The 18,255-nt window shown below is 46.2% G+C and carries 14 protein-coding genes; 10 read left to right on the top strand and 4 right to left on the bottom strand.

What is annotated here, in order from left to right:
- The first annotated feature begins 123 nt into the window (after window positions 1-123).
- The 3 genes from JUB15_RS13310 (at window position 124) to JUB15_RS13320 (ending at window position 3,851) form a co-directional block, all read left to right on the top strand.
- The gene (locus tag JUB15_RS13310) at window positions 124-1,326 is read left to right on the top strand and encodes an NAD(P)/FAD-dependent oxidoreductase (RefSeq protein WP_207512985.1); all 1,203 of its coding nucleotides are present in this window, start codon (window positions 124-126) and stop codon (window positions 1,324-1,326) included.
- 103 nt (window positions 1,327-1,429) lie between these two features.
- The gene (locus JUB15_RS13315) at window positions 1,430-2,977 is read left to right on the top strand and encodes an FAD-dependent oxidoreductase (protein WP_207512986.1); all 1,548 of its coding nucleotides are present in this window, start codon (window positions 1,430-1,432) and stop codon (window positions 2,975-2,977) included.
- Between the two features lie 10 nt (window positions 2,978-2,987).
- Window positions 2,988-3,851 carry a glucose 1-dehydrogenase gene (locus JUB15_RS13320; RefSeq protein WP_207512987.1) on the top strand — a complete coding sequence of 288 codons (864 nt, stop codon included), beginning with the start codon at window positions 2,988-2,990 and terminating at the stop codon, window positions 3,849-3,851.
- Between the two features lie 115 nt (window positions 3,852-3,966).
- On the opposite strand, the gene JUB15_RS13325 is transcribed toward JUB15_RS13320, so the two are convergent.
- Window positions 3,967-4,773, bottom strand: coding sequence for a mechanosensitive ion channel family protein (locus JUB15_RS13325; RefSeq protein WP_207512988.1), 807 nt, complete (start codon window positions 4,771-4,773; stop codon window positions 3,967-3,969).
- A 188-nt stretch (window positions 4,774-4,961) separates the two neighbouring features.
- Here JUB15_RS13325 and JUB15_RS13330 point away from each other — a divergent pair, with 188 nt between their 5' ends.
- Both JUB15_RS13330 and JUB15_RS13335 read left to right on the top strand, forming a co-directional pair.
- The gene (locus tag JUB15_RS13330) at window positions 4,962-7,037 is read left to right on the top strand and encodes a S9 family peptidase (protein ID WP_207512989.1); all 2,076 of its coding nucleotides are present in this window, start codon (window positions 4,962-4,964) and stop codon (window positions 7,035-7,037) included.
- 882 nt (window positions 7,038-7,919) lie between these two features.
- On the top strand, window positions 7,920-8,342 hold the full coding sequence (locus JUB15_RS13335; protein WP_081155902.1) for a hypothetical protein: 423 nt from the start codon (window positions 7,920-7,922) through the stop codon (window positions 8,340-8,342).
- 312 nt (window positions 8,343-8,654) lie between these two features.
- On the opposite strand, the gene JUB15_RS13340 is transcribed toward JUB15_RS13335, so the two are convergent.
- Window positions 8,655-9,395, bottom strand: a complete 741-nt coding sequence (locus JUB15_RS13340) for a 3-oxoacyl-ACP reductase family protein (RefSeq protein ID WP_207512990.1) — start codon at window positions 9,393-9,395, stop codon at window positions 8,655-8,657.
- 91 nt (window positions 9,396-9,486) lie between these two features.
- Here JUB15_RS13340 and JUB15_RS13345 point away from each other — a divergent pair, with 91 nt between their 5' ends.
- The 5 genes from JUB15_RS13345 to JUB15_RS13365 all read left to right on the top strand — a co-directional run bounded on the left by JUB15_RS13345 (window position 9,487) and on the right by JUB15_RS13365 (window position 15,832).
- Complete coding sequence (locus JUB15_RS13345; RefSeq protein ID WP_207512991.1) at window positions 9,487-9,828, top strand: winged helix-turn-helix transcriptional regulator; 342 nt, start codon at window positions 9,487-9,489, stop codon at window positions 9,826-9,828.
- Window positions 9,829-10,026: 198 nt separating this feature from the next.
- A complete protein-coding gene (locus JUB15_RS13350; RefSeq protein WP_207512992.1) occupies window positions 10,027-10,353 on the top strand; it encodes a hypothetical protein in 327 nt (108 codons plus the stop codon).
- 181 nt (window positions 10,354-10,534) lie between these two features.
- Entirely contained in the window at window positions 10,535-12,979 is a 2,445-nt protein-coding gene (locus tag JUB15_RS13355; RefSeq protein ID WP_207512993.1) for a TonB-dependent receptor, read from the top strand.
- Between the two features lie 883 nt (window positions 12,980-13,862).
- Window positions 13,863-14,456 (top strand): hypothetical protein, encoded by a 594-nt coding sequence (locus tag JUB15_RS13360; RefSeq protein WP_207512994.1) that lies wholly within the window; start codon window positions 13,863-13,865, stop codon window positions 14,454-14,456.
- Window positions 14,453-15,832 (top strand): hypothetical protein, encoded by a 1,380-nt coding sequence (locus JUB15_RS13365; RefSeq protein WP_207512995.1) that lies wholly within the window; start codon window positions 14,453-14,455, stop codon window positions 15,830-15,832. Before JUB15_RS13360 ends, JUB15_RS13365 begins: the two co-directional genes overlap by 4 nt.
- Before the next feature lie 66 nt (window positions 15,833-15,898).
- On the opposite strand, the gene JUB15_RS13370 is transcribed toward JUB15_RS13365, so the two are convergent.
- Both JUB15_RS13370 and JUB15_RS13375 read right to left on the bottom strand, forming a co-directional pair.
- Complete coding sequence (locus JUB15_RS13370; protein ID WP_207512996.1) at window positions 15,899-16,657, bottom strand: glycosyltransferase family 2 protein; 759 nt, start codon at window positions 16,655-16,657, stop codon at window positions 15,899-15,901.
- 186 nt (window positions 16,658-16,843) lie between these two features.
- The gene (locus tag JUB15_RS13375) at window positions 16,844-18,133 is read right to left on the bottom strand and encodes a DUF2851 family protein (RefSeq protein WP_207512997.1); all 1,290 of its coding nucleotides are present in this window, start codon (window positions 18,131-18,133) and stop codon (window positions 16,844-16,846) included.
- Window positions 18,134-18,255: the final 122 nt, after the last annotated feature.

The following is an 18,255-nucleotide window of genomic DNA, read 5'->3' on the forward strand; positions in this document are numbered from 1 at the left end:
ATCCACTCATTTCAAATGATATGCCACCAGCCGACTGGCATGTACTTTTCACTTTGTGAATTAAGCCAGTATACTGTAGCCTGTAAATACATCATACGCCTTTAACCAAAATACTACCATTACATGGACCTGAGATCAGACTTTCCCTTCTGGTTGCTCGACAAAGGCATCATACACTCCTACCCTTCATTGCAGCAGCACATCAGGACCGATATCGTTGTCATGGGAGCAGGCATCAGCGGCGCACTGGCCGCCTGGCATCTTGCCCACGCCGGTTTTAAAACCGTTGTAGTTGATAAACGCCATGTGGGTATGGGCAGCACAGCCGCCAGCACCGCCCTGCTGCAATATGAAATTGATACGCCGCTAACCGAACTGATCAACTTGCGTGGCGAACGTGATGCGGTAAGAAGTTACCTGCTCAGCCTTAAAGCCATAACCGACCTCGAAGACATCTGCAGTCAATGGCCGGAAGTATCATTTACTAAAAGACCCAGCCTGCAATACGCTTCTTATAAAAAAGATGTAACCGCCCTGAAAAAAGAATTTCAGCTTCGCAAACAGGCCGGCATTGCATTGCAATGGCTCGATAAAAGCACCATTAAAGACTGGTTTGGCTTTGAAAAAGAAGCGGCCCTGCTTTCCCGTGATGCTGCGGAAGTAAAAGCCTACAGTTTGACCCATGCGCTGTTGCACAACTGTAAACAATTGGACCTTGAAGTATACGATCATACAGCCATCACCCGTTTGGAGGAAAACAAACGGGGCGTTGAACTGACCACCGATGAGGGCAAAAAAATTAAAGCCCGCAAACTCGTCATTGCCTGCGGTTATGAATCGGCGCGGTATATTCCGCAAAAGATACAAACCCTGCATTCCACCTACGCCATTATCAGCGAGCCGGCGAACATTGAACAATACTGGCATCAAAATGCATTGATCTGGGAAACCGATAGGCCTTATTTATACCTGCGAACAACGGAAGACAATCGCATTCTCATAGGCGGAAAAGATGATCATTTTGCCAGCCCCCGGTTACGCGACAAAGCCCTGCACGCAAAAGCCAGGTCACTGGAACATGCGTTCCATAAATTATTTCCTCACATCCATTTCAGAACAGACTTTAAATGGGCCGGCAGTTTTGCAGCTACCAAAGATGGCTTGCCTTACATCGGCTGCCTGCCCGGTAAGCCACATACTTATTTTGCCCTCGGCCTGGGCGGCAATGGCATCACCTTCAGCATGATCGCAGCGCAGATCATCACCCGGCTGGCACTGGGCATACCAGATGACGATGCGCGCTTATTTGGGTTCAACCGGCCTTAAAAAATACCATCCGGGGAATTTTTTCCCTGTATAGTTTCCTTTTTCTACATCAGATACCAGCTGCCGGGCGGATGAAATTTGCAGATGTAGTTAAAAGCATGTTATGATAGCAAGGGACGGCGCCAACATAAGTCTTTGGCAACAAACAACTACCCCCTATATTCCATCGCGGCCGGTTATTACCGAAAAGGTCTATGATGTAGTAATAGCAGGCGGCGGTATTACCGGCATCAGCACCGCTTTAATGCTGCAGGAGGCCGGCTTACAATGCCTGCTGGTCGAAGCGCAATCCCTGTGTTTTGGCACTACCGGCGGCACCACCGCGCACCTCAATACGCTGCTCGATACGCCTTATAACACCATTGCCGATGACTTTGGTAAAGACAACGCCAACCTGGTAGCGCAGGCTGCCCGCAACGCCATAAACGACATTAAAACCAATATAGCCCGGTATCAAATCGATTGCGCTTTCGAAGAAGCCAGCGCCTACCTTTACTCTCAGAACGAAAAGCAAAGCGAAGAGCTGGAAGCCATCAGAAAAGCAACCCTGGAAGCCGGCGTTCCTGCCGCCTACATTCACGCCACTCCCTTACCCATATCTTTTCACAAAGCAATTGAAGTAAAACAACAGGCGAAATTCCACCCGTTACGATATGTACTGGCACTGGCAAAAGCTTTTGAAGACGCCGGTGGCTCTATAGTAGAACATTGCCGGGTGCTCGACACAGATAATACCGATCCGGTGATCGTTAAAACCGAAATGGGCGATATTCAGGCCAAATGGCTGATCTATGCAACACATATTCCACCCGGCATAAACCTGTTGCACCTGCGTTGTGCGCCTTACCGTTCCTATGCCATGGCTGTGCGCCTGTCGGACAACAGTTACCCCGCCGATCTCAGTTACGATATGTACGATCCCTATCATTATTACAGAACACAAATGATCGATGGTGAGCCCTACCTGATCGTTGGCGGTGAAGACCATAAAACAGCTCATACCGATAATACGAATGCTTCATTTAACACCCTGGAAAGCCATATCCGGTCAAATTTTAACGTGCAGGAAATCGCGTACAGATGGTCGTCACAATACTTTGAACCAGCCGATGGATTGCCTTATATCGGGCATCTGCCCGGTAACCCCGGTAAAATACTGGTGGCAACGGGTTTCGGCGGCAATGGAATGACCTATAGCACCGTGGCCGCCCGCATCCTGACCGATATCGTGTTAGATAAAGAAAACCCGGGTATCAAATTGTTCGATCCCAACCGGATAAAACCCATAGCAGGCTTTGCCAGTTTTGTAAAAGAGAATGTGGATGTGGCCAAACAGTTGATCACCGGATTTTTTACCAAAGAAAAAATAGACGCCATAGCCGACATTGCCCCGGGTGAAGGAAAGATCGTTCAATTGGAAGGACAAACCGTTGCCCTGTATAAGGATGAAGGCGGTCAGGTACATACGATCAACCCGCGGTGCACCCATATGAAATGCACCGTTGCCTGGAACATTTCAGAAAAAACCTGGGATTGCCCCTGCCATGGTGCGCGGTACGATGCCAACGGAAAAGTACTTACAGGTCCGGCCGACAAAGACCTGGAAAAGATCAACCTGCAGACCGGTACTGTTTCTTCTGCCAACCATTAAACGTAAGCTCATGAAACCGAACCATACAACCAACACCGCAACAGCAGAAAATGAATCAAAAATCACCAATGAAAAACAGATGGAGCACCAACCGGTGGTTGATGATGAGAGCCATGTAGCCAGTGGCAAACTCAAAGGCAAAATAGCACTTATCACCGGTGGCGGCAGCGGCATCGGCAAAGCAGTGGCCATTCTGTTTGCGAAGGAAGGCGCCAAAGTAGCCATCAATTACTATAAAGGTGAGGAAGATGCGCAGGATGCAAAAGCCATTATTGAAAAATATGGCGGCGAGGTGTTGCTCATCCAGGGCGATATCAGCGACGAAGCTTTTTGCCGGCAATTGGTAGATACTACCGTAAAACATTTCGGCCGTATAGACATCCTGGTAAACAATGCCGGCACGCAGCACCATACCGAAAGTATTGAAGACATAAAAACAGACAACCTCATCAAAACATTCCAGGTGAATGTGTTTGCCATGATCTGGATCACGCAGGCAGCAGTACCGCATATGCCTAAAGGCAGTTCCATCATCAATACAACTTCGGTAACCGCTTACCAGGGACACAAGGACCTGCTCGACTATTCTGCCACCAAAGGCGCTATTGTCGCATTTACGCGCAGCCTGTCGGCCAGCCTGGTCGATAAGGAGATCAGGGTGAACGGCGTGGCTCCGGGTCCCATCTGGACGCCGCTCGCCATGAGCAGCTTCGATGAAGAAAGCAACAAACACCATGGCGAGGATACACCTTTACAAAGAGCCGGTGAACCGGTGGAAGTAGCTCCCAGCTATCTTTTCCTGGCCTCCAAAGATGCGTCCTACATGACCGGTCAGGTATTACACCCCAATGGCGGATCGATCATCAATGGATAACTCAGTTTTAAGTTCTAAGTTTTAGAGCCGTGGAAAATATTGAGGTTTGAATAATGAAGGTTGCCGATTGGTTTGCCGATCGCCGATTCCCGATTCACGATTCACGATTGACGATTCACGACTGACGATTGTCGGTTTTCGTAACAGCGGCATGTACCCGCCGCAGCACTTTGTCGCGCGTAGTCATATAGCCCATTTCAATGGTATTGTCGATCCAGCAATGCACTTCCATTTTAACGGTATCGCCATTATAATCGGTGAATAATATTTCCACTTTGTCATCTTTGACTTCCCGGATACCCGTGAGCGCATTTCTGATCTGTTGCTCCGTTTCCGCCAGGTTCGATTTGCCCGGCAGGGTAAGCACCACATCGATGCGTCTTTTAGCACTCAGCGAGTAATTGGTGATCGGCTTTTGAAAAATATCTTTATTAGGCAGCATAATATGCAGGCCCTGGAAGGTGCGGATGGTAGTAGAGCGCAACTGTATTTCCTCAACAATACCGATAAATCCGTTCGTATCGATAATGTTGCCCACATCGAAAGGCTTCCGGAAAATGATAAATACGCCCGAAATGAAATTGGCCGTCAGGTCCTGGAAAGCAAAACCAAGGGCCAGGCCGATAATGCCCGCCCCTGCCAGCAGCGAGGCGATCGTTTTGTCAAGATGCAGCAATTGCAGGCTGATGAAGAGGCCCACAAATAGCACAACGATAAAAAAAATGCTGGCGAACAAACCACTGATGGAAGGCTGGCGGGATATGCGCAGCAGGATATTATAGAGTATCCTTCGCAGCAACCGGGCCAGAAAAATGAAAACAACAAAGATCAGGATCGCAAGGACCAGGTTAGGCAGCATTTTTATCAGCAGCTCCAGCCACGATTCCAGCTTATCCCTGATTAAAACAAACCATTTTTCCATATCGGATACTATTTTGATTCATATCAGCTATAATCCGTATAAATCAGTGCCACCGCCCATTGTAAGCCATTGATCAGCGCATAACACCGTATTGGGGAAATTAGGCCCCGTCAAATACCATTCCATTTATCACTTTATAAGCCGGGCGGCCGTTCGCTTTTAGTACATTTAAAAAAACGATCAACATTATGACACGCCTTCTCCTTCTTCTTGCTTTATTTTCATCAACAATCGTACAGGCGCAGAAAGGCGCTTCTGTATCGTTCGAAAAATGGTTAAGCCTTCAAAGGATCGGTGATCCTGTTATATCACCCGATGGCCGAACCATCGTGTATCCGGTAACTACCACCGACTGGGCCAATAATACGTATGATTCTGAATTGTGGATGAGCCGCGACGGAGAAACGCCGGTACAGCTCACGCGTACGGCCAAAGGAAGCAGCTTTTCGCCCCGTTTCACGCCCGACAGCCGGTTCGTGAGCTTTCTGGCCGATCGCGGTGATAAATCCCAGTTATACATCATTGCTGTGGCAGGCGGCGAAGCCCTTCAGGTAACCAAAGAAGAAGACGGCATCGTTAGCTATGGATGGAATCACGCCGGCACACAGCTCGCCCTCATAAAAACGGAACCCGACAGTAAACCGGAGAAGACGCTTAAAGATCGCTATGGCGCTTTTGGCGTGGAAGGAGAAGACTACAGACACCGCCATTTATGGCTCCTCGACTTCAATTATGACTCTGTTATTTTGGCCGGTCAGCTTCCCTGTTACGACACCAAAAAAGATTCGGCAAAGAAAGACAGCGTTGCCCTCAGGAGTTCCCTTTGTTTAACGCTACCCGCTGCCAAAAGGCTTACCAGCGGTTCTTTCACTGTTATCAATTATGCCTGGAGCCCCGATGACAGGCAGATCCTGATCACTAAACAGCGGGATCCGCTGATCCTCTCCGGCATTACATCCGACATAGCGCTGCTTACCATAGCTACGAAAAAAATAGATACCCTGGTCAGCAATCCCACCAGTGATTTTAACGGCCGATGGAGCCCCGACGGCAGGGCATTCATTTATCAAAGCGCGGTGAATGACAGTGTTTCAGACTATTACAAGAACAATCGCTTGTTCATTTATGATATGGCCACCAAAACGAGCCGCGAAATTGCCACCGATATAGATGAATACCGGTCGATCGTGGACTGGAACAAATACGGCTTGTTTGTAGGCGCCCTCGAAAGAACCCGACAAAAATTGTTTACGGTAGATCCCAAAACAGGCAAAACAAAAGCAGTTGATCTTCCTTATGACCTTACCATGAGTGTTGCTTTCAGCAGGAACACCGATAAGATTGCAGTGATCGCCCGGAACTATAATGAAATGAGCGACTGTTATACCGGCTCCTTCAAACAACCGCTGAAAAAGATCACCAATTTCACCGGTCAGCTCGCCGGCTGGAAAACACCGGTGAATGAGATCATCCGGTGGAAAAGTAAGGATGGCGTTTCCATTGAAGGCGTTTTATCAAAGCCGGCCGCTTATGATCCGCAAAAGAAATATCCGTTGCTGGTGGTGATCCATGGGGGACCAACCGGTATCGACATTCCTGATCCTACGGCGGCCTATGTTTATCCGCTCATCCAATGGGTTGAAAAAGGAGCGCTGGTATTGCGGGTGAATTACCGGGGCAGCGCCGGTTACGGAGAAAAATTCCGTTCGTTGAATGTGCGCAATCTTGGCGTTGGCGATATGTGGGATGTGGTGAGCGGCGTTGAATACCTCAATAGCAAAGGCATGATCGATACGTCGCGGATGGGCGCCATGGGCTGGAGCCAGGGTGGCTATATTTCGGCGTTTTTAACCACTAACACGCATATTTTTAAAGCGATCTCCGTAGGTGCAGGCATTTCCAACTGGGTGACATACTACGTAAACTCTGACATAACGCCATTTACACGCCAGTATTTGCAGAATACGCCCTGGAATGACATGGATATCTACCTCAAGACCTCGCCCATGACAAACATTAACCAGGCTACTACTCCCACGCTCATTCAACATGGCGAATTTGACAAGCGCGTACCAATTCCCAATGCTTATGAATTGTACCGCGGTTTGCAGGATCGCAAAGTTCCATCACGGCTCATCGTTTATAAAGGGTTTGGACATAGCATCAATAAACCCAAAGAACGATTGGCAGCCGTTTGGCACAACTGGTTATGGTTTAACAATTATGTTTTCGGCGAAAAAGAAGAAAGTATTCCCGTTGAGTAGACTAATTGTTAAGCTATGCAGCAAGGTATTTCCATTAAGAGTGAACGGTGTTGCCTTGCTGCTTTTGGCAAAAAAATTTTAATGTGGATATATGCATTAGTTTACCAGAAAAAATGATTAAATTAGGTTAGAAAGAAAGAATAAAAGATATCACTTTCGGCAATCGATTTTTTAAGGCCGGTTTGAAACATGCAGTCAGCAGTACAGGCGTGTATTAACACTTCTTTCACTGCGCGCGAAGCAGCGTTTTTTGCCCAACGCATAACAGCAATTCATCGTATAGTAAAAGAAGTGAACTGTTAATAACAATCTGCTTGTCACGAGAACTTAACAACATAAATTAAGGTTATCATAAAAGAACAACAGCTAGAATTGAAGTAAGTGAGGATAATTCGCCCGGCATAATTTTTGATCTTTTATCATAGGAAGAATGCACATTACCAGTGTGTTTGCAAAGTGGGGGAAGATATTTCAACAACTTCACCAGGTATTGGACCAACTGACGAATCAACGAAACACCATTCAGATCATCACCGCCATTTTGAGAACATCCAGATAAAAGCATCGTTTGTTTCAGCATACCTTTTTGCATGCATTTCATCCAATGTACCATAAGCAGCAAATCACAGGTAAACGCTGTCTGGTTAAGTAGGTAGAATCATTGAATCATATTATCCTCTTTTTAACTCCACCCTATTGAGCCGATAATATGCATTAGAACCTTTATAACACCGCTAACAGATCCGAAGAAAGACGAATTGTACAACACTGTATCCTATTTACTGTATTAGATCGGAACTATAAGTTATTAAGCGGGCATTCTACGCCCGTATAAGATGACCTCTTTTAGTATTGTTTTTAGTAACTAAAAATTTAAGAGATATGAAAAAAGAACACACCTCCCTTTTCAGCAATCTCTTTGGTGCAAAGGGCAAGCCCACAGAGTCAGAAAAATCTACACCGGTAGTGATCACTTCTTATTCTCAACCGCATGTCCTGCAACAGAGAATGAAAGAAGAAAAACTGTCCCATGGTGAAACAGTGACAGCTAACATTTCTCCGGTTAGATTGGAAAGCAATTTCGGGAAAATGGTACTCTATTTCTGCCCGATGCAATCAATTGAAATTGTTGAAAAGGTTAACGCCGGTGATGGAGGCAGTCTGCCGGCTGAAGCAATCGTTGATGGTTTAACAGTTCCAGGAAACTGTAAACCCGGCTTGTATACATTAAAGAATGTAACATTGTCCTCTAACGGAACCATGCAGGTGATAGCCACCGAAAATACCATGTGGGAAAGCGTTTAGTAGCTTTACTGGTATCAAAAATGTGTCCAATGGAGTAAATATTTCTTGATGTGAAGCCCTAAAGGGAGCAGGATACAGGTACATTTTCGTCTTTGTAATCCCTCTTCTAAATGTTTCATTAATATTATCTCTGCCTCAACAATCATGTCGAAATATAAAACCCTCATCCCTTTACAATCGGGACGAGGGTTTTTTAATGTGGGATCTACAAGCCCGAAAACCGCAGGTGCTTGTGCGTTAGTAACGTTGTCTATTAAAAATATAAAAAGGGATCGGTGTACTGATCGATCCCTTTATCTTTTCGGTAGATCATTAAATATTAAATCCTCCATCAATTGTCAATGCAGCCCCCGTCATAAAGCGGCTTTCATCACTGGCCAGGTAGGCTACCAGTTCGGCAATATCTTCGGGTTTGCCGTAATGGGGAACAGCCATGGCACTGGTGAGCATACTGGCATGCGCACTGGTGGCCGGGTTCATATCGGTATCGATGGGCCCGGGTTGTACCAGGTTCACGGTAATGCCGCGTTCGCCCAGGTCACGGGCTAACCCTTTCGTTAAACCGATCAGCGCCGATTTGCTCATGGCGTATAAACTGCCGGTAGGAAACGCAACGCGGTCGGCCATATTGCTGCCAATGGTAATAATGCGGCCGCCCGGCTGCATATATTGCGCAGCCTTTTGGGAAGCCAGGAAAACAGCCCGTACATTCACGGCCACGCTGGTCTCAAAATCTTCCAGTGTTAGTTCCGCCAATGGTTTGGCTATATATACACCGGCATTGTTCACCAGGATATCGATGCGCCCGAAAGTGGCAATGGCTTTTTCTATGGCGCCGGTAATGGCAGCCGGTGAAGCACTGTCAACCTGCAGGGCCAATGCCTGGCGGCCCGTCTTTGTAATATCCTCTGTTACCTGTTTTGCCTGGCTGGCGGCATGTACATAAGTGATCACCACATCTGCGCCTGCAGCAGCCATACGTTTAGCAATACCCGCGCCTATACCGCGGCTCCCTCCGGTAATAAATACAACCTTGTTAGTTATGCTCTTCATGTTATCATTTTTATTGCTTGCAAAACTATTGGCTGCATTGTACATTTGCCGGTACGTATAAAGTTGTTAGGTACTGTCAAAAATGTAAGTAATGCGAAAAGAGAATTCCACCAATACGCTCAATAAACGCCAGATGGAAATGGATTGCGGCATGTCGTATACGCTTGCTGCCATCGGCGGCAGATGGAAACCGGCCATCTTATGGCGCCTCACCCACGGCAAGCTCCGCTACAGCGTTCTGCGCGATGCTATTCCCCAAGTTACTGAACGCATGCTGGTGCTGCAATTGCGCGAACTGGAAAAGGACGGACTCATTAAACGGATCGTTTACGCCGAAGTACCACCCCGGGTTGAATATGAACTGACTGCCAAAGGAAAATCCCTGACACCCATTTTACAGAACCTGAGCGACTGGGGAGAGAAGAACCGGTAAACAATGCGATAATGTGATAATTTGATAATGTGATAATAAGAACACCGTTCTTGCGAAGTAGATCACTCCAATTACGAGAATGCATGATGCTCATGGATAATCCGCCCTGTCGGGGATTTAATTTGCTAATTATCGAATTATCACATTAGCTAATTAAATTTGTACTCTTGTTGCAAATTTATCTACTTTTGTGACGAGATGACCGGAAAGCGTATTATAGCAAAGCTCACCACCCTCTTACTCATTCTGGTGTTCAGCCAGAAAATGGGGATGAGTCTTTACCTGCATAATTGGTTACACGCCCCCGGTAAACATGCAACACCGTCAAAACCCATCTCCAGCCAGGAACTACAGTTCGCCTGCGGATGTATCAATGATTTCAATTTACCGTTCACCGAAACAAGCGTACCGGCCATACAGCCGCCGGTTTTTGTAGTAAATACACCGCAAGCCGAGCCTGTTTTTTCCATCCTTACGGTATCTAAATACTTTCATTCCCTTCGCGCTCCTCCCGCACTGGCCTGAATTATCTTTTGTTAGCTGGCAAATCAGCATATCGGTACTTTGGTAGGGCCATCAATAACCTGATGTTTCACTGCGTATTGTCGATTGCCTGTTGTCTATTGCCAATGGCATTTGCCCTTATCAACCAATCAGTCAATTTAATCCAACCAGGCCTTTACGGACTGTTCTAATTCATTCATTTATGAAATCAGTAAGTGCGATCCTTACATTTATATATAGTTTAATTCATTTTTACAGCTATAGCCAGCACGAACTCAATGCAGGCAACCATCCCGTGCCTGTAGCAACTCCACCTGCCAGCATGCTCATCGGCAAAATAACCGATGCCAAAACAGGGGAGCCACTGCCGGGCGCCAGCATTTATGTTCACGACCTGAAGAAAGGAACCATATCAGATGATAAAGGCATGTATCGCATTGCCAATCTGAACACCGGTAAATACCTGGTTGAGATCACATACCGGGGTTATTCCAGTATCATAGAAACAGTGCCGGTACAAGGCGAAACGCAAAAAGATTTTTCCATGAAAGCCGCCGTCGTGGAGAATGAAGAAGTCACGGTGACCGGGGTATCGGCAGCTACCCGCATCAGGCAATCGCCCCAGCCGGTGGACGTCATAAAAAAAGAACAGCTCTTCAATGTGTCTTCAACCAATGCCATCGATGCATTGACCAAAACAGTACCTGGCGTGAATAATTTGTCAAGCGGTCCGGCCATTTCAAAACCATTTATCCGCGGCCTTGGGTATAACCGGGTGGTCACTATCAATGACGGCATGCGGCAGGAAGGCCAGCAGTGGGGCGATGAACATGGAATTGAAATAGACGATTACAGCATCCAGCGCATTGAAGTATTGAAAGGCCCCGCTTCTCTCATGTATGGCAGCGATGCATTGGCGGGTGTTATTAATATTATTTCACAACGGCCGGTTGCCGATGGACATATTACTGCCAACATCCTGAGTGAATACCAGAGCAATAATGCCCTGCGCGGTTTTTATGGCGATGTGGCCGGAACAAAGAACGGATTCAGCTGGAATGTATACGGTTCTTACAAAGGCGCTGAAGATTATAAGAATAAGTATGATGGCCGCGTATTTAATTCCAAGTTTTACAACCAGAATGTCGGTGGTATGCTGGGTTATAGCGGCTCCTGGGGCTACAGCCATTTAGTAGTAAGTAATTTTGATCAACGCATCGGCATGGTGGAAGGCGATCGCGACAGCGCCACCGGCGCCTTTCTGAAAGCCCTGCCCGGTGGTGATGAAGGTATTGCAACCGATGCCGATTTTAAGAAAATAACCCCCGCGATCCCCTATCAGCATATCCGCCACTTCAAAGTACTGTCAGAAAACAATTTTGCGGTCGGCAAAGGCAGCCTCGATGTGGCTTTGGGTTATCAACAGAACCAGCGGAAGGAATTTGGCAATGCCGATGAAGCCGCCACTCCCGAAGCCTGGTTCAATTTAAAAACGGTTAATTATGCCTTACGCTGGCATTTACCTTCCACCCAAAACTGGAAGACAACGATCGGCGTAAACGGAATGTCGCAAACCAATGCCAATAAAGCCGAAGAAGCGATCATCCCGGATTACGATCTGTTTGATCTTGGCGGTTTTGTGTACAGTCGTTTCAATAAAAATAAATGGTCACTGAGCGGTGGGATCCGGTTCGATACCCGCCATGTAAATGGCAAACCGCTGGATGTTGACAATGAGACCAAGTTCACCGGCTTCAGCCGTAATTTCTCCAATGTGTCGGGCAGTGTAGGCCTTAGTTATGCCGCCAATGATCTGCTCACCTTCAAGCTTAATGTAGCGCGCGGTTTCAGAGCGCCTAACCTGGCTGAGCTGGCCAGCAATGGTGCACATGAAGGAACGAACCGGTACGAAATAGGCGATAACGATTTGAAATCAGAGACCAGCTTGCAGGTAGATGGCGGCTTTGAGTTGAACTCGGAGCACGTTTCGCTGGAAACCAGCCTGTTCTATAATCATATCAATCATTTTATTTTTTATGAGAAAGTGCTGAACAGCGCCGGTACCGATTCCATACTCATCGATGCCGAATCTGGCGATGAACTAAATGTGTTTCGTTTCGATCAGAAAGATGCTAACTTATATGGTGCTGAACTGGCCATTGACATTCATCCCCACCCGCTCGACTGGTTACACTTCAGAAATGCATTCTCTTATACCCGGGCACAGTTTACCGAAGCAATAGATGGCACGAAGAATATTCCGTACATTCCGGCTGCCCGGTTGTTCACCGACCTGGCAGTAAGCCTGCTTCCCAAAGGAAAGACCCTGCGCAACCTGCACATCAACCTCGAAAGCGATTATACATTCAAGCAGGATCATGCTTTTACCGGATTTGATACAGAAACGGCCACACCTGGCTATTGGCTGATCAATGCCGGCATTGGAGGCGATTTTGTGAGCAAAGGAAAAACCCTGTTCACGCTTCGCTTTACAGCAAACAACCTGGGCGATGTTGCCTGGCAAAGCCATTTAAGCCGCTTAAAATATACAGCTGTTAACAATGTAACCGGCCGCACCGGTGTATTCAATATGGGCCGAAACTTTGGAGTGAAGCTGCACATACCGCTCAACTTCACCTGGAATTGATGAGTACCTGTAATTTTTTTGAAGAAGGTGTGCCTTGGTTAATTGTGGGCACACCTTCTTCTTTGTTAAGTGTACAAAAAACAATAAGGTAATAACAAAAGCCGCTTTAAGCACTTAATAAGGTATTTCAAAAGCTGCATAAGGTATATTAAAACTAAATTAATAGCACTCAAGTGATTGAATATGCGAATCGCCTGTAATGGGAAAAAAGGATGGCATAATGCTTGTGACTAAACGAACCAAATTAATTGATCATATACATTTTTTTCTCGAAACAACGAGATAGGAATGATTTTAGTGAGGAAAGAGGAAATCCACATATTCTGACGAAAAACGATCCGCGACCTTTTCCTGGCATTTTTGATTTTGTAGGCGCTGTGTACCTCCCGGAAAGAAAGCAGTTCCACATACATATTGATAAAGAAATTAGATCAGTTCCATAGCATGGAGCATAGCTTGTTTGTTCTTAATTCAGAAATACGCTTTGAAAGACCATGTAACGGTTTTCTTATAATACAGTATGGTTGCTTTCTGCTTGTATAGAAGGCCATTTATGTAGCATAAGGAAACTTATTACAAATGCCGATGAGGCAAACAAACCATCGATTCCAATACCGGAAGAACCCGCCCAATGTCTATGATCACACTGGTAAAGAGGCATCCGCTAGCTGGCGGACGCCTCTTTTTTTATTCCACCATTTTCTACTTCGTTTGATATTTTTCGTTTTAAATTTTTTAAAATTGCCGAAATTATCCCCGGCTTAACGCGGAAGCCTTATAAAAAGTTATAATATTTGCAGCATCAGGGCGTTGAACTGCATGTACACAGAGGCATGAAGGTGCGATTGATTAATAAGCCATGGAAAAACATAAAACCATTTAGATGAAAAAAAAGAAGACCGCACGTACTGCAACCAAAAGCAGTCCTCAACCGGTTGCTCCATCACCAGCGGCCCCGCCTGCCGCCAAAAAAACGGCCCCGGCAGCTTCCACCAATGGTTTTAAAGGATTTATTTTACTGGTAACCGCTATTATTTCCCTTCTTATTTTCTTCGGACTTACGCCCAACAAATTTTGGTTCGAACAACGGATCATGCCTTACTGGGAGGATTTTAAAGAACAAAAACTAAACCTCGACCTGGAAGAACGCAAAATGGCCCGCTATGGGACCGATTATCTTTTTGCCAGAAACGTGACCGACTTTTTCGAAAAAAGAGGAACAGCCGGTAAAGTACTTTTATTGGTGCCGCCCAGCGATTATTTCAAAGCCAATGGCTTAAACATACATGTACCCGAACCGGCCGTATTCTATTACTTCACTGGTTTAAAGACCATTTGGGCCAACAGCCCCGAAGCCTCGAAAGCCAATTGGTATATTACTGCAAAAGGGGGCGGACTGGTGTTTGACAGCGTTACCAACAAACAGGCTTTCCTCGACACGATTGCAGCATTTAACAAATTCAAATCTTCCTTATGAGCGGCATAATGATCATTCTGGTTTTAACGGTCATACAGTTTATTGCAGGTTTTGGCCTCCTCAACCTGTTTAAAATAGAATTGAAACCAGGCCTGTTTATTTCCCTGGCCATATTATTGGGAGTAGCTGTTTTTTCCATTATGCCCTTTGTTTTACAGCTGGCCTTTATTCCGTTGACCTCGGCTAATGTATTCATTTCGATAATAGCAGCCACCGCTCTCTTAAATATTAGGTTTAAATCGGGGCTGGCCCGTTTTAAAGAGCTTTGGAGTGGCCTTCGATTCAGGATCAAAATATACGAGATCCCCTTTGTGGTGATGATCATTTTCATTGTGTTTGTTAGCGCATGGCGTTGCTTTTACTTCCCTCCCACCCCACGCGATCTTACCTCGGGACCTGAAGTGATCGCTGAATATGCCATCCGCGAAAAGACCATGATCAACTCGGTATTTACCGTGAACCTGGAAACAACCAACAACCAGTTCAAACCACCATTTATTACCTGCCTGCAGATCATTTATAAATATGCGGGTTTCGAATTCGGACAAATCTGGTTAAGCACCATCGTGGCCTGCTTTCTCATCTTCCTGTACCACGCGCTTACCCTCACCATTCACCGCATTTTTGCCGGGCTGCTGGTCCTGTTCTTCATGGCCATACCTGAAATGTTTGCTTACACCTTTATGGTGTTGTTCGACTATAGCAATGCCGTATTTTTCTTTTTGTCCGTCTGGTTCCTCTACGTTTTCTTTCAGAACCAGCAACGCAATTACCTGTCATTTGCCGGTTTGCTGATGGCCATTGCCACCTACATCAGGTCAGAGACCCTCATCCTGGCCTTCCTGATGGTACCGGCCATTGTGTGGTATCACTGGAAGAATAAGACGGGTATCGTAAAAGGACTGATGAGCAGCGCCTTTTTTGGGGTACCTTCCGTATTAGCGTATATCATTTCCGTTTCGGTCTATATCAACCGCTATCTGCCGGTAAAGTATAACATTGAAGGACAGGTAAACAAGAACCTTGGCGACCTGTCGCCCTTCTTCGACCGCTTTTCAGAGATCAACAGTAAACTCATCTTCAGCGATACGGCAGTGGGTTATTATGGCTATTTCTTCTACCTGTTCATTGGGCTGTTGGTGCTGGAACTGGTGATCAAACGCAAACTAAACACTACGACCCGTAACTGGCTGTACGCCGTACTGGTCATTTATATAGGCTTCCCCCTGCTGGGATACCTGTTGCCGCTGCTCGATCTGGACAATTCAACCAAACGCGGACTGTTTAAAATATTTCCGCTGATGTTATTGTATATGGCTCATAACAGCCTGCTGGTAAGCTGGTCGCAGCGCATTGCTAAATGGGAAACGAAGTAGCCAATTGACAATAGACAATCAGCAATTGACAAAAATACAAATGGGCCTTGCAGGCCCATTTGTATTTTATTTTTTATTATTTAAGTCTTTAAACAATTTGTATTTCGCGATCCCTGCTTTGTGCAGAAAATATTGCATACTTACCCGCAAAACGCCTAATCCATAAATGGAACTGCGTTTGAAGTTAATAGAGGAAGCTTCATCGAAATATTTGGTAGGACAGGTAATTTCTGCAATTTCATAGCCTTTGAAAAAGATCTGGGCCAGCAGTTCATTGTCGAACACAAAATCATCGGAGTTCTCCTGGTATGGGATCGACAGCAGCACATCTTTATGATAAGCCCGGTAGCCGGTATGATATTCTGATAATTTCTGACCCATGAGAAGATTCTGGGTCATGGTGAGCATCCGGTTGAAAATGTATTTATACAAAGGCATTCCGCCTTTTAAAGCACCCTTACCGAGAATCCGGGAACCCAGCACCACCGGGTACACTTTATTAGCGATCAGGGACACCATGGGTGTTATCAATGCGGGCGTGTACTGGTAATCGGGGTGCAGCATAACAACGATATCAGCCCCTATTTCCAACGCCTTATTATAGCAGGACTTCTGGTTGCCGCCATAGCCCTTGTTTTTCTCATGCCGGATAATGTGTTGGATGCCGATCTCACGGGCTACGGAAATGGTATCATCTTTACTGGCATCATCCACGAGGATCACCTCATCAACAACCGATCTGTCGATCTCATCATAGGTTGGCCGGAGTGTCTTGGCTGCATTATATGCCGGCAGCACTACTACTACTTTTTGTCCTTTAATCATATTAAATTAAACGATCTGTCAATTAAGGGTTATCCCAAACCAGGATATCCGGCAATAATAAAGCATTTACACGATTTTTCAGCTGTAAAATTTATTGTTCCAGGATCAAACAGGCCGGCAAACACGCCCCCAGCGGCTGTTTGATCCATATTATATGTGAAGTGATACGAGCGGTTGCCCGGGACATCAAAAACATGTTTCCAGGCTAACTGCAACCGATCTTTTCAGCAGGGCATTGCCCACGGCGCAATCAAGGCATTTGCGCGGCTCGCAATAATGGTTCTTCAATTCAAGCAGGGCTTGCGAATCACAGGCGCTTTTATTAACGATGCCGAGCCCGGCATAGCCATTGGTGACCGCATTCATTTCGGGTTCCAGCTCATCGAGCCAGTTCAGTGCCCGGTTCTTGTATTGTTCTTCATTATGCAATGACCCGTAGGCAAATAAAATGGGCACCACCGTGTTAATGATGAGCGTATCTATCATCTGGTTACCCAGCTTTTTTGGGCGGTGAACCGACGATTTGTTGAAGGTATAATGTTGATCCCAGAATTCACTGGCCGTTACTGCCAGCCAGTTCCTGACGTCGTTGAGTTGTACTGTATCCTTGATAGAAGCAAACAGGTGCGATGATCCGTGGATCAGTTTTGCCAGTTGTGCCAGCCGGATGGTGGGAAAATTAACCGGCCGGGTACGCAGAAAATGGACTGGCTGCCTTACAGGTTGCAAATGAAACTTTGCTTTGATATGCAGGTATTCCCGTTGCAGCATGGCCGGGTATTCGGCGGAGAAGGCTCCTTCCAGTAAACCACACTGTCCTAATAACAGTGCTTCCAGTATGGGTAGTTTATTCCTATACCGGGCCAGCAGGGTTATGGGCAATGACTTGGCCATGGCCTCAAAGGGTTCAAAATTCAGGACTGCCCCAAAGTTGCGGGCCAGCAGCCACCAGAATGTTTCATCCCAATGCTGGTTCGATTGCAGGAGAAAAGAAAAGACCGTTGATGACTTACGTTGCATGCGTTCGGCCAGCAGCCGCTCACGCCACGAGATCCAGATGATGCGCGACACATCTCTTATCTGGCTGCCACAGGCAATAAACCCGCTATTGTTCATCCAGTGCCCATATTGCTCTAATAACATCAGCGGCACTTTCGACTGCATGGAAAAGACGGGTATCCGGGTCTCAGTATCAGGCAGGTCGTTCTCCCATACAACATGTAATACCACGTTATCGTAGTTACGGTCAAGGTGATGCGCATGCCTGAACCAGTCAGATGTTTTCAAATGCAATTCCACATGGCCAACCCATAACGTGTCTTCTATTTTGATCTTGGCTTCGAGAAAATCGGGACCCTGATTGGTATTATACCGGCCGGGATGAATGACCTGGAAACTATCTCCATTGTCGAGGATGGCACTATGTTTATTAAAATACTGGAACTGCCACAGATATTGCAATAGCCTTTCTGTCATATCAATTAGCAAATATGAAAATTAGAAAATGTGCTACTGAAACAGAGTGGCTACTAATCGAGGACTTACTATACCTAAAGCTACCGAAATAATGTGATAATTCGATAATCTGATAATTTGAT

This window comes from Longitalea luteola (assembly GCF_017356035.1).
In the GTDB taxonomy this organism is placed as follows: Bacteria; Bacteroidota; Bacteroidia; order Chitinophagales; family Chitinophagaceae; genus Niastella; species Niastella luteola.

What these genes read in the sequence shown, in the direction of transcription:
- JUB15_RS13310 (WP_207512985.1), top strand. Translation starts at nt 124, where the DNA reads ATGGACCTGAGATCAGACTTTCCCTTCTGGTTGCTCGACAAAGGCATC.
- JUB15_RS13315 (WP_207512986.1), top strand. Translation starts at nt 1,430, where the DNA reads ATGATAGCAAGGGACGGCGCCAACATAAGTCTTTGGCAACAAACAACT.
- JUB15_RS13320 (WP_207512987.1), top strand. Translation starts at nt 2,988, where the DNA reads ATGAAACCGAACCATACAACCAACACCGCAACAGCAGAAAATGAATCA.
- JUB15_RS13325 (WP_207512988.1), bottom strand. Translation starts at nt 4,773, where the DNA reads ATGGAAAAATGGTTTGTTTTAATCAGGGATAAGCTGGAATCGTGGCTG.
- JUB15_RS13330 (WP_207512989.1), top strand. Translation starts at nt 4,962, where the DNA reads ATGACACGCCTTCTCCTTCTTCTTGCTTTATTTTCATCAACAATCGTA.
- JUB15_RS13335 (WP_081155902.1), top strand. Translation starts at nt 7,920, where the DNA reads ATGAAAAAAGAACACACCTCCCTTTTCAGCAATCTCTTTGGTGCAAAG.
- JUB15_RS13340 (WP_207512990.1), bottom strand. Translation starts at nt 9,395, where the DNA reads ATGAAGAGCATAACTAACAAGGTTGTATTTATTACCGGAGGGAGCCGC.
- JUB15_RS13345 (WP_207512991.1), top strand. Translation starts at nt 9,487, where the DNA reads ATGCGAAAAGAGAATTCCACCAATACGCTCAATAAACGCCAGATGGAA.
- JUB15_RS13350 (WP_207512992.1), top strand. Translation starts at nt 10,027, where the DNA reads ATGACCGGAAAGCGTATTATAGCAAAGCTCACCACCCTCTTACTCATT.
- JUB15_RS13355 (WP_207512993.1), top strand. Translation starts at nt 10,535, where the DNA reads ATGAAATCAGTAAGTGCGATCCTTACATTTATATATAGTTTAATTCAT.
- JUB15_RS13360 (WP_207512994.1), top strand. Translation starts at nt 13,863, where the DNA reads ATGAAAAAAAAGAAGACCGCACGTACTGCAACCAAAAGCAGTCCTCAA.
- JUB15_RS13365 (WP_207512995.1), top strand. Translation starts at nt 14,453, where the DNA reads ATGAGCGGCATAATGATCATTCTGGTTTTAACGGTCATACAGTTTATT.
- JUB15_RS13370 (WP_207512996.1), bottom strand. Translation starts at nt 16,657, where the DNA reads ATGATTAAAGGACAAAAAGTAGTAGTAGTGCTGCCGGCATATAATGCA.
- JUB15_RS13375 (WP_207512997.1), bottom strand. Translation starts at nt 18,133, where the DNA reads ATGACAGAAAGGCTATTGCAATATCTGTGGCAGTTCCAGTATTTTAAT.